An 11,092-nucleotide genomic window follows, 5' to 3' on the forward strand; every position below is an offset into this window, starting at 1 on the left:
GTTATCGGCGCTCCGCGCCTCGTCCTCAAGCGCCCGACCGGCTATGAATAGCCCGTCCGGCGCTTGAGGACGAGCGCGTCAGCGCGATGGACAACAGCACGAGGGCCGCGGCCGACTCCGAACCCGGCTGCGCCGCGAAGGTGACCAGGGACTGGTCGGGCGAGCCGGCCAGGTGCAAGGTCTCGCGGTGGAGAAGCAGGGCCCCGGCCTCGGGGTGGGCAAGGCGCCAGGTCCCCTGCGCGATTTCGCGCACGCCGTGTTCCGCCCAGAGGCGGCGGAAGTCCTCGCTGCGGACGGAGAGTTCGCCGAGGAGGGTGCAGAGGCGGTCGTCGCACGGGTAGCGGCCGAGGTCGAGGCGGAGGGCGACGACCGTGTCGCGGGCCACCTCCTCCCAGTCCGGGTAGAGCTCCCGCGCGCCGGGGGCGAGGAAGACCTGCCAGGCCACGTTGCGCCGGGCCGCGGGCAGCGCGTCGAAGTCGCCGAACAGGGCGCGCGCGAGCGGATTGGCGGCGAGGACGTCCAGGCGGGGGCCGATGACGTACGCGGGCACGTCGCCCAGGGAGTCGAGGAGGATCCGCACGCCGTCGCGGACGGACTCGGGCCGAGGCGTGCCGTCGCGGTCGGCGGACCCGTGGTGCAGGGCCCGCACCAGATTGCCGAAGTGGGCCCGCTCCGCGTCGTCGAGCCGCAGCCCCCTGGAGACGGCGTCGAGCACGGCGTCCGACACGTTCTGGGCCCGGCCCTGTTCCAGGCGCGTGTAGTAGTCCATGCTGACTCCGGCCAGCTCCGCCAGTTCCTCCCGGCGCAGGCCCGGGACGCGGCGACGGCCGCTGAAGGGACGTACGCCCAGGTCCTCCGGACGCAGGCGGGCGCGACGGGACTTCAGGAAACTGGCGAGTTCGGCGCGGAAATCCATGGAGACATTGTCCGCGCCGAACCTGGTTCTGCCAGACCCAGGGTCGAACGGTGCCCTGGCTGCGCACTCGGGACGGGCGCAGAGTCGTGATCACAGAGAACAGCGACAACAGCCACAACACGGCTCGCTCTTACGGAGATCACGATGACCACCACCGTCACCACCGCTGCCGTCACCACCGCTGCCGCCACCACCGTTTCCTTCGCCGCCCTTCCGCTCGCCGGCCGGGTCGCCGTCGTCACCGGCGCCTCCAGCGGCATCGGCGAGGCCACCGCCCGCCACCTCGCCGCGCAGGGCGCCAAGGTCGCCCTCCTCGCCCGCCGCACCGACCGCCTCACCGGCCACGTCGCCGACATCGAGGCGGCGGGCGGCACCGCCATCGCCGTACCGGCCGACGTCACGGACCCCGCCGCCATCGCGGCCGCCGTCGACCGCGTCCACCAGGAGCTCGGCCGCGTCGACCTCCTCGTCAACAACGCGGGCCTCGCCCTGCCCGACCTGCTCGGCCAGGACGGCGCCGCCAACTGGCGGCGCATGATCGAGGTCAACATCACCGGCGCGTTCGCCGTCGCGGACGCCTTCGTCCCCGACCTGGTCGAGGCGGCGGCCGAGCGCGGCCACGCCGACCTGGTCACCATCTCGTCCGCGGCGGCGCAGACCGTGCTGCCCGGCTTCGGCGGCTACGCGGCGTCCAAGGCGGCCGTCAGCCACCTGCTGCGCAACCTCCGCGCGGAGCTCAGCCCGAAGGACGTGCGGGTCACCACCATCGAGCCCGGCGCCGTCGACACCGAACTGCGCGACGACCTCGGCGACGCCGAGCTCACGGCCGCGGTGCAGGAGGCCGTGGCGTCCATGGGCAACATCCCCACCGGCGCCGACGTCGCCGACCTGATCACGTACGCCGTCACGCGCCCGCGTCACGTCAACCTCCCTCAGCTGTCGATCCTGCCGACGCGCGAAGCGTGACCGGGCTTGGTGCGGCTGGAATTCAGCCCGTCCGGCGTTTGAGGACGAGCGCGCAGCGCGATCGACAGCAACCCAAGGGCGAGCAGCGGATACGGGGACGCCAACGGCTGGTGCCACCACGGCAGGTGGAGGTCGAGGGGGCCCTCGTGCGGGACCAGCCACAGGGTGCGGGCAACGAAGACACCCGCCACGCCCGCCGCCAGGCGCCCGCGGCGCTCCGCGATCAGCACCGCGAGCAGCGGCACGCACCACACCCAGTGATGGGACCAGCTGATCGGCGAGACGAGCAGGGCGGTACCGGCGGCGGCGAGGACACCCCGGGCGGGCGTCGTCGCGCGGGCGGCGAGCCAGAGGCCGAGGGCGGCGACGGCCACCGCCGGGAGCGCCCAGGCGGGGCCCGGCTCGGGGGTGTGCAGGGCGCGGGCCGCCAGGCCTTGCAGGGACTGGTTGTCGACGATCCACGCCTTGCCGACGCGCTCGGTCTCGTACAGGCGGCGCGTCCAGAAGTCGACGCTCGCGGCGGGCAGCGCGAGGGCGCCGACGAGGACGGTCGCGGCGAACGCGGCGGTCGCGGTGGCCGCGTCGCGCGTGCGGCGCGTGACCAGCAGGTACGCGATGAAGAACGCGGGCGTGAGCTTGATCCCGGCGGCGACGCCCAGGGCCAGGCCCTTGCCGGGGGCGCCCGGCGGGCGGGTCAGGTCCCACAGGACCAGGCAGGCGAGCGCGAGGTTGACCTGGCCGAACAGGACGGTCTGGAAGACCGGTTCGAGCCACAGGGCCAGCGCGGTCGCGGCGCACAGGGGGCCGACGCGCGTGGGCAGGCCCGCGAGGCGGCAGGAGAGGTGGACCAGGACGGCGACGAGGGCGATGTTGCCGACGAGGAAGGCGGCCTTGAGGACGGTCGGCGGCAGCCAGGCCGTCGGCACGAAGAGGAGGGCGGCGAACGGCGGGTAGGTGGCGGGCAGTTCCCACTCGGTGACCGCGAAGCCGTACAGGTCGCGGCCGTCGGCGACGGCGGAGCCCGCCGCGCGGTAGACGAGGGCGTCGGCCATGGGCAGGCCGTGCGCGGCGCACAGGGCCGCGAAGGCGGTGCAGGAGACGGCGAGGAGGAGCCAGGCGTTCGCTACTGCGGGTGCAGGGTTGGTCACTTGCCGTGGGGGCACGGCGTAACCCTAGCGGACAGGGTCGGGCACAAGCCGTCAGCGACGGCGGACGCCCGCCTCCTCCGCGTACTCACCGAGCACGGTGACGCCGAAGGCCGCGGTCACGAAGACCTTCGCGGCGCGCAGGGCGTTGCCGACGCGGTGCGGGCGGTGGGAGTCGGTGGCGGCGGTCGCGCCGGCGGCACGGTGGCCGTCGGGGGCGAGGGACGCGGGGCTGAGGACGGTTGCGCTGCTCATGTCTCCATGGTGCTGCGCGGGGCGGCCTGGAACATCGGCCTGCGGGGGTAACCGCACAGGTCCGCCGGTACGACTCCGGGGCGGCGGACCCTACACCTTCGGATGGAGGGCATCCCTGAGGGGCGACTCAGGGATGACTCAGGGTTCGACCCCCGGACCGGCAAGATCACCGCCCGGGGAGATCGCCGCCCCGGAAATTCATTGGCACCGCCACGCACCCCGTCATTAGGATGCCCTCTTCCCCGCCTCCCGCCTCGTGGCGGAGCGCGCCACCGTCCGGTCGGAAACCGGCGGCCCCGAGCCCGCACCCGTGAACGTCCGCACCGGAGGCAGCCCCCGTGAACCCCGCACCCGCCGACCCGCTCGCCCACGAACGAGCTCACCTCGCCGCGTCCCGTTCCGCGCTGCGCGCCATGCGCGAGGACGTCGAGGCCCTGGACATCAGGGACGTCACCGCGAACTGGGTCAACGCCGAGGTCCTCCAGGGACAGATCGACGAGCGGATCAAGGCCCTCGCGGACCTCACGCACACGCCGCTGTTCTTCGGCAGGCTCGACTTCCTGCACGCGCCGGGCGCCGACCGGGCCGAGGGCGGGGAGGGCGAGCAGTTCTACATCGGGCGCAGGCACGTGCACGACGCCGACGGCGACCCGATGGTCATCGACTGGCGCGCGCCCGTGTCGCAGCCCTTCTACCGGGCGTCGAAGAAGGACCCGCAGGACGTGGGCCTGCGCCGCCGGTTCGGTTACACGGGCGGCGACCTGACGGCGTACGAGGACGAGGACCTGACGGACGCGGCCGGGGCCGAGCAGACCAGCAAGCTGCTCCAGCAGGAGATCGAACGGCCCCGCGTGGGCCCCATGCGCGACATCGTGGCGACGATCCAGCCGGAGCAGGACGAGATCGTACGCGGCGGGCTCACCGGCTCGGTGTGCGTACAGGGCGGCCCCGGGACCGGGAAGACGGCCGTGGGCCTGCACCGCGTCGCGTACCTCCTCTACGCGCACCGCGACCGCCTCGCCCGCACGGGCACCCTCGTCATCGGGCCGAACCGCTCGTTCCTCCACTACATCGAGCAGGTCCTGCCCGCGCTCGGTGAGTTGGAGGTGCGGCAGGCGACCGTCGGCGACCTGGTGGCGCACGTCGAGGTGCGGGGCGCGGACGACGCGTCGGCGGCCGTGGTCAAGGGCGACGCCCGGATGGCGGAGGTCCTGCGCCGGGCCCTGCGCTCGCACGTGACGATGCCGAGCGAGGCGGTCGTGGTGGTGCGCGGATCGCGGCGCTGGCGCGTGCCCGCGTACGAACTGGAGGACATCGTCCAGGAGTTGCTGGACCGCGGCCTGCGGTACGGGGCGGCGCGGGACGCGCTGCCGCAGCGCATCGCGCACGCGGTGCTCGTGCAGATGGAGCGCTCCGGCGAGGCGCCGGACGACCGGGTGCAGGACGCGGTGGCCCGCAACGCCGCGGTGAAGGCCGCGGTCAAGGCGGTGTGGCCGCAGGTCGACCCGGCGAAGCTGGTGCACCGGCTGCTGTCCGACGCGGAGTTCCTCGCCGCGCACGCCGAGGGGATCCTCTCGGACGAGGAGCAGAAGGCGATCCTGTGGGTGAAGCCCGCGCGGACGCCGAAGAGCACGAAGTGGTCGGCGGCGGACGCCGTGCTCATCGACGAGGCGCAGGACCTGATCGCCCGCACGCACTCCCTCGGCCATGTGGTCCTCGACGAGGCGCAGGACCTGTCGCCGATGCAGTACCGGGCCGTGGGCCGCCGCTGCACGACCGGCTCCGTCACGGTCCTCGGCGACCTGGCGCAGGGCACCACGCCGTGGGCGACGCGGAGCTGGGCCGACGCGCTGGCCCATCTGGGCAAGGAGGAGGCGGTCGTGGAGGAGCTCACGGCCGGTTTCCGCGTGCCGCGCGAGGTCATCGCGTACGCGTCCCGGCTGCTTCCCGCCATCGCGCCGGGGCTCGCGGAGGTCAACTCGGTGCGGGAGTCGCCGGGTTCGCTGTCGGTACGGCGGGTCGACTCCGTCGACGAGCTGGACGAGGCCGTCCTGGGCGCCTGCGCGGAGTCGCTGCGGCACGAGGGCTCCATCGGCCTGATCGCGGCGGACGCGCGGGTCCCCGCGCTGGCCGCCGCGCTGACGGCGGCGGGGGTTCCGTATCTCTCCCCCGGCGAGGAGACGACGCCCGACACCCGGCTCACGCTCGTCCCGGCCTCGCTGGCAAAGGGGCTCGAATACGACTACGTGGTACTGGACGAGCCCGCGGCCGTGGTCGCCGGCGAGCCCGACGAACGCACCGGCCTGCGGCGCCTGTACGTAGCCCTGACCCGAGCCGTCTCAGGCCTCACGGCCCTCCACGCGACCCCTCTCCCACCCCAACTGACCTGACGCCCGGCCGCACCCGCCGACGGCGGCCGGCCCCCGCCGGGGGCGTCCACCCCCTGGGAGGGTGGAAACGGGCGGGCGGGTGGGAAACAAACCGCCGCGGTAGCGGCGGAACCCCCCACCGGCCCGCACCCGGGCGGATACGCCACCGCCCCGCCGCTCCGCGGCGGGATCTACCCCGCCCGCCCACCCCATTCGCCTCCGGCGAGGGCCCGGCGCCGCCGGGACGGCGGCCGACCCTCGCCAGGGGCGGTCAGTCGTCCAGGGCCCGACGCCAAGTCGACACCGCGTCGGAAGATACGGGACGGCCCCACCCGTGGGGCCTGGCGGCACCGCCGATGTGGAAGGCGTCGACGCCAGCAGACCGCAACCGCCCCACATGGTCGAGCCGCAGCCCCCCGCCCACGAGGATCTGGGCCCCGTACCCGGGCTCCCCACCCCGCGCGTGCTCCGCCAGCAACGTGGGCAGCCCCTCGTCGACCCCACCCGCCGCCCCCGCGGTGAGATACGTGTCGAGCCCCGGCAGGTAGGCCAGCTGCTTGCGCAGAGCGTCGCGGTCCGCGGCGCGGTCGATGGCCCGGTGGAACGTCCACCGGCAGCCGTCGATCGCCCCGACGACCTCCTCGACCGCCGCGAGGTCCGGCCCCCCGGCGTCGTCGAGGAAGCCGAGTACGAACTCGTCGGCGCCCTCGGCCCGCAGCTCCCGCGCGCGCCGCACGAGCGCGGAGACGTCACCGGCCGCGAAGCCGTCGGAGAGCCGCAGCATGACGCGCAGGGCGATGTCCACGGAGGCGCGGATCTCGGCGAAGGTCTCGCGGGACGGCGTGAGGCCGTCCGCGGCCATGTCGGTGACGAGCTCGAGGCGGTCCGCACCTCCGGCCTGGGCCGCGACCGCGTCCTCGGCGTCGAGGGCGATCACCTCCAGGACTGCGCGCTTGCTCATGGGTGACGTCTTCCTTCTCGGAGTCGTACTCATCGGAGTCGTATCGGAGTCGTGCTTCTTGGATGCGTGGCGCCGACAACAGAAACACAGGTCTAGTCCAATTACCAGAGTACGCGCAGATCACCCCGGCACGCATCGCGCACCGGGGTGATCCGAAGCTGACCTCCGCAGCTGACCTCCGAAGCCGACCTCCGAAGCGGCGCCCGCGTCAGCTCAGCGCCTTGAACCCCCGGAGCCGCAGGCTGTTGCCGACCACGAAGACCGACGAGAAGGCCATGGCCGCACCCGCGATCATCGGGTTGAGCAGGCCAGCCGCGGCGAGCGGCAGCGCGCCGACGTTGTAGGCGAAGGCCCAGAAGAGGTTGGACTTGATGGTGCCGAGGGTCTTGCGGGAGAGCCGGATCGCGTCGGCGGCGGCCCGCAGGTCACCGCGGACGAGGGTGAGGTCGCCCGCCTCGATCGCGGCGTCCGTGCCCGTGCCCATCGCGAGCCCCAGGTCGGCCTGGGCGAGCGCGGCCGCGTCGTTGACGCCGTCGCCGACCATGGCCACCGAACGCCCCTCGCCCTGAAGGCGCTTGACGACGTCGACCTTGTCCTGCGGCAGGACCTCGGCGATCACGTCGCCGGGAGCGATGCCGACCTCCGCGGCGACGGCCTCGGCGACAGCCTTGTTGTCGCCGGTGAGCAGGATCGGCGTGAGGCCGAGCTCCCGCAGCCGGCGGATGGCCTCCGCGCTGGTGTCCTTCACCGCGTCGGCGACCTCCAGGACGGCACGCGCCTCGCCGTCCCAGGCGACGGCGATGGCGGTGCGCCCGGCGGCCTCGGCCGCGTCCTTGGCCTTCTTCAGGTCGGCGGGCAGCTCCATCGCCCACTCCGCGAGCAGCTGCTCACGGCCGACCAGGACCGCGTGCCCCTCGACGATGCCCTGCACGCCGAGCCCGGCGATGTTCGCGAAGTCCTCGGGGGTGGGCAGCGTGCCCACACGGGCGGCGGCCCCGGCGGCGACGGCCTGCGCGATGGGGTGCTCGGACGCGTGCTCCAGGGCGCCCGCGATCCGCAGGACGTCCTTCTCGTCGGTGCCGTCGGCGGTGTGCACGGCGAGCAGCGTCATCTTCCCCGTCGTGACGGTGCCGGTCTTGTCGAGGACGATCGTGTCGACGCGCCGCGTGGTCTCCAGGACCTCCGGGCCCTTGATGAGGATGCCGAGCTGGGCGCCGCGGCCGGTGCCGACCATGAGCGCGGTGGGCGTCGCGAGCCCGAGGGCGCAGGGGCAGGCGATGATCAGTACGGCGACGGCGGCGGTGAACGCGGCGGTGAGGCCCACGCCGTTGCCGAGCCAGAAGCCGAGCGTGGCGACGGCGAGCGCGATGACGACCGGCACGAAGACGCCGGAGATGCGGTCGGCGAGCCGCTGCGCCGCGGCCTTGCCGTTCTGGGCGTCCTCGACGAGCTTGGCCATGCGGGCGAGCTGGGTGTCGGCGCCGACGCGGGTGGCCTCGACGACCAGGCGGCCGCCGACGTTCAGGGTGGCGCCGGTGACGGCGTCGCCCTCGCCGACCTCCACGGGCACGGACTCGCCGGTGAGCATGGCGGCGTCGACGGCCGACGCGCCCTCGACGACGCGCCCGTCGGTGGCGATCTTCTCGCCGGGCCGCACCAGGAACCGGTCGCCGACCTTCAGCTCGCCGACGGGAATGGTCTCCTCGCGCCCACCCCGCAGCACGGTGACGTCCTTGGCCCCCAGCTGGAGCAGGGCCTTGAGCGCGGCGCCCGCCTTCCGCTTCGACCGGGCCTCGAAGTACCGCCCGGCGAGGATGAAGGCGGTGACGCCGGCCGCGGCCTCCAGATAGATGTTCCCGGCGCCGTCGGTGCGCTGGATGGTCAGCTCGAAGGCGTGCGTCATGCCGGGCTCACCGGCCGAGCCGAAGAACAGCGCCCACAGGGACCACAGGAACGCCGCCGACGTACCGACCGAGATCAGCGTGTCCATCGTGGCCGCGCCGTGCCGGGCGTTGGTGAACGCCGCCTTGTGGAAGGGCCAGGCCGCGTACGTCACCACGGGCGCCGCGAGCGTCAGGGACAGCCACTGCCAGTACTCGAACTGGAGCGCCGGGACCATCGCCATCGCGATGACGGGCACGGAGAGCAGGACCGCGGTGATCAGCCGCTGCCGCAGCGGAAGCAGCTCGGCGTCGGCATCGCCCTCGTCGTCGCCTCCCCCGCCGTCACCCCCCTCCGTGCGGGGCGGCGCGGGTTCCTGGGCGGTGTACCCGGTGGCCTCGACGGTGGCGATCAGATCGGCCACGGCGAGGTCGTCGCCCTCGAAGCTGACCTTCGCCTTCTCGGTGGCGTAGTTGACGGTCGCCTCGACGCCGTCCATGCGGTTCAGCTTCTTCTCGATACGGGCCGCGCACGAGGCGCACGTCATGCCGCCGATGGCGAGTTCGACCTGAGTGGTGGACATGTCTGCCGCTCCTCGTGTTCGGGGGCCCGGAGTGCCCGGGTACCCGGGGCCGGTATCGCTTACGAGGATCATTTATACCCATGGGGGGTATGCGGCGCAAGCGTCGGCCCCGCTTGACTTCATACCCCCAGGGGGTATGGTCGAAGGCGATGGGACCGACGGGACCCGATGCGAACCCCCGCACCCCCGCACCCCCGCACTCCTGGAGGAGCCGACGCCATGAACACCGGACTCAGGATCACCGCCTTCGCCGCGGCCGTCGCGGCGACGTTCGGCACCGCGTACGCGGTGGGCACGAGCGTCGACACCGTGGGCACGCCGACGGCGCACAGCGAGAACCACACCGAGAAGGGCTCCGAGAAGCGCACCGGGGCGAACAAGGAGCAGGGAGACGAGACGACCCCCGGCGGCCTCGCGGTCTCCGCCGAGGGCTACGCGCTCGACCTGAAGACCCCGCGCGCCGCCGCGGGCAAGCGCACGGACCTGCGCTTCCGCATCGTCGACGAGACGTCGGGCCGCGCCGTGACGGCGTACCAGAAGGAGCACGGCAAGGAGCTCCACCTGATCGTCGCGTCACGCGACCTGAACACGTACCGGCATCTGCACCCCACCCGCGCCGCCGACGGCACCTGGTCGGTCCCGGCGACACTGCCGAAGGCCGGGGACTACCGCGTGTTCGCGGACTTCAAGCCGGAGCGGGCGAAGGAGAAGCTGACGCTCGGCACGGACCTCGCCGTGACCGGCGCCTACTCCCCCTCCGCACTCCCCCGCGCCACCGCCACGGCCAAGGCCCCCGGCGGCTACGAGGTGCGCCTGGACGGCGCGTTGACGCCCGGCAAGCCGCGCGAGCTGACCCTGAAGGTCACCCGCGACGGCAAGCCGGTCACGAACCTCCAGCCCTATCTGGGCGCGTACGGCCACCTGGTCGCCCTGCGCTCCGGAGACCTCGCCTACCTCCACGTCCACCCGAACGGCGAGCCCGGCGACGGCACGACGAAGCCGGGGCCCGCGGTCTCCTTCACGGCGACGGCACCGAGCAAGGGCAGCTACCGCCTGTTCCTCGACTTCCGGCACGAGGGCACGGTGCGGACGGCGGCGTTCACGGTGCGAACTGCCGCGGACGCGGGGAACGTTGGCGGCGGACACGGGGACGTGGGCGGCGGACACGGGCACTGACGACTCGCGGACGCTGACGGGTGACGGCGGGTGAGCGGGCCCGTCGTCAGCCGAAGATGGACAGCTCGTCCTCCGTCGCCCCGGCCAGCTCGAACTCCGAGCCGGCCAGCGGGCGGCCCGCGTACAGGCGGACCAGGGTCGGGGCGTCGCCGATGTACCGCGCGGGCGGGCGGCTGCCGTCGGTGACGCCGAGCAGCAGCGGCTCGTCGCGGCCGTCGAGGTCGGCGTGCAGCGGCAGCGCCGAGCACTGCTTACTGAACGCGGCGAGCAGCGGCAGCGCGTCGGCGAGCCCGGCACCGCCGTACGCACCGGGCAGGCCCCACGCCGCGCGTACGTCACCGGCGTGCACCCACTCGCCGAGCGCCACGCCGTCGAGCAGACCCTTCGACGCGGCGATGGCGGCACCGGCGTTGCTCATGCCGTGCTCCAGCTCGTCCACGATGCGGGAGTTGGGCCACTGGGAGCGGTCGGATATGTCCCGGTCGTTGCCCTCGGACGTGAACGCGCCGTCGTCGAAACGGCTCTCGATCACGCGGGTCAGGGCGGCGGAGCAGTGCGCGAGCACGTCGCGCACCGTCCAGCCGGGGCAGCAGGTGGGTGCCGCGAAGTCCGCGTCGTCCGCGGAGCGGAGGAGGGGGATGAGCGCGGCGCGCTCGGTACGGAGGAGTCGGCCTGGGCGGTCGCAGTCGTACGTCGTCATGGCCGCCAGCCAAGCGCCGCCGGCCCCCGAAGGCAACGGTCACGCACCCGTTGCCTGACGCTTCTCCCCCACCCACCCGCCCACACCCTGGGGGCTCCGCCCCCAGACCCCCTTCTCTCCGGCGCTGCGCGCCTCGTCCT

Annotated in this window: 9 protein-coding genes; 3 read left to right on the top strand and 6 right to left on the bottom strand. The window is 73.6% G+C overall.

What is annotated here, in order from left to right:
* Window positions 1–25 precede the first annotated feature (25 nt).
* A complete protein-coding gene (locus tag ACFWZ5_RS41445) occupies window positions 26–916 on the bottom strand; it encodes a helix-turn-helix transcriptional regulator (protein WP_384892308.1) in 891 nt (296 codons plus the stop codon).
* A 144-nt stretch (window positions 917–1,060) separates the two neighbouring features.
* Here ACFWZ5_RS41445 and ACFWZ5_RS41450 point away from each other — a divergent pair, with 144 nt between their 5' ends.
* A complete protein-coding gene (locus ACFWZ5_RS41450; RefSeq protein ID WP_384805900.1) occupies window positions 1,061–1,882 on the top strand; it encodes an SDR family oxidoreductase in 822 nt (273 codons plus the stop codon).
* On the opposite strand, the gene ACFWZ5_RS41455 is transcribed toward ACFWZ5_RS41450, so the two are convergent.
* Both ACFWZ5_RS41455 and ACFWZ5_RS41460 read right to left on the bottom strand, forming a co-directional pair.
* Window positions 1,849–3,045 (bottom strand): glycosyltransferase 87 family protein, encoded by a 1,197-nt coding sequence (locus ACFWZ5_RS41455; protein WP_384805902.1) that lies wholly within the window; start codon window positions 3,043–3,045, stop codon window positions 1,849–1,851. The two genes, ACFWZ5_RS41450 and ACFWZ5_RS41455, sit on opposite strands and share 34 nt — an antisense overlap.
* A 36-nt stretch (window positions 3,046–3,081) precedes the next feature.
* Window positions 3,082–3,282: a hypothetical protein gene (locus tag ACFWZ5_RS41460; protein ID WP_384805904.1), complete on the bottom strand. Its 201-nt coding sequence runs from the start codon at window positions 3,280–3,282 to the stop codon at window positions 3,082–3,084.
* Window positions 3,283–3,620: 338 nt separating this feature from the next.
* Between ACFWZ5_RS41460 and ACFWZ5_RS41465 the strand changes: the two genes are divergently transcribed.
* Window positions 3,621–5,672, top strand: a complete 2,052-nt coding sequence (locus ACFWZ5_RS41465) for a HelD family protein (protein ID WP_384805906.1) — start codon at window positions 3,621–3,623, stop codon at window positions 5,670–5,672.
* 250 nt (window positions 5,673–5,922) lie between these two features.
* Here the strand turns inward: ACFWZ5_RS41465 and ACFWZ5_RS41470 are convergent, their stop codons facing one another.
* Together ACFWZ5_RS41470 and ACFWZ5_RS41475 are read right to left on the bottom strand one after the other, a co-directional pair.
* Window positions 5,923–6,612, bottom strand: a complete 690-nt coding sequence (locus ACFWZ5_RS41470) for a copper homeostasis protein CutC (protein WP_384805979.1) — start codon at window positions 6,610–6,612, stop codon at window positions 5,923–5,925.
* A gap of 208 nt (window positions 6,613–6,820) precedes the next feature.
* Window positions 6,821–9,076 carry a heavy metal translocating P-type ATPase gene (locus ACFWZ5_RS41475; protein ID WP_384805981.1) on the bottom strand — a complete coding sequence of 752 codons (2,256 nt, stop codon included), beginning with the start codon at window positions 9,074–9,076 and terminating at the stop codon, window positions 6,821–6,823.
* Between the two features lie 219 nt (window positions 9,077–9,295).
* Between ACFWZ5_RS41475 and ACFWZ5_RS41480 the strand changes: the two genes are divergently transcribed.
* Window positions 9,296–10,252, top strand: coding sequence for a hypothetical protein (locus tag ACFWZ5_RS41480; protein ID WP_384805983.1), 957 nt, complete (start codon window positions 9,296–9,298; stop codon window positions 10,250–10,252).
* Between the two features lie 46 nt (window positions 10,253–10,298).
* On the opposite strand, the gene ACFWZ5_RS41485 is transcribed toward ACFWZ5_RS41480, so the two are convergent.
* Window positions 10,299–10,952, bottom strand: a complete 654-nt coding sequence (locus ACFWZ5_RS41485; RefSeq protein ID WP_384805985.1) for a maleylpyruvate isomerase family mycothiol-dependent enzyme — start codon at window positions 10,950–10,952, stop codon at window positions 10,299–10,301.
* Window positions 10,953–11,092: the final 140 nt, after the last annotated feature.

The organism is Streptomyces sp. NPDC059003 (genome assembly GCF_042740445.1).
In the GTDB taxonomy this organism is placed as follows: Bacteria; Actinomycetota; Actinomycetes; order Streptomycetales; family Streptomycetaceae; genus Streptomyces.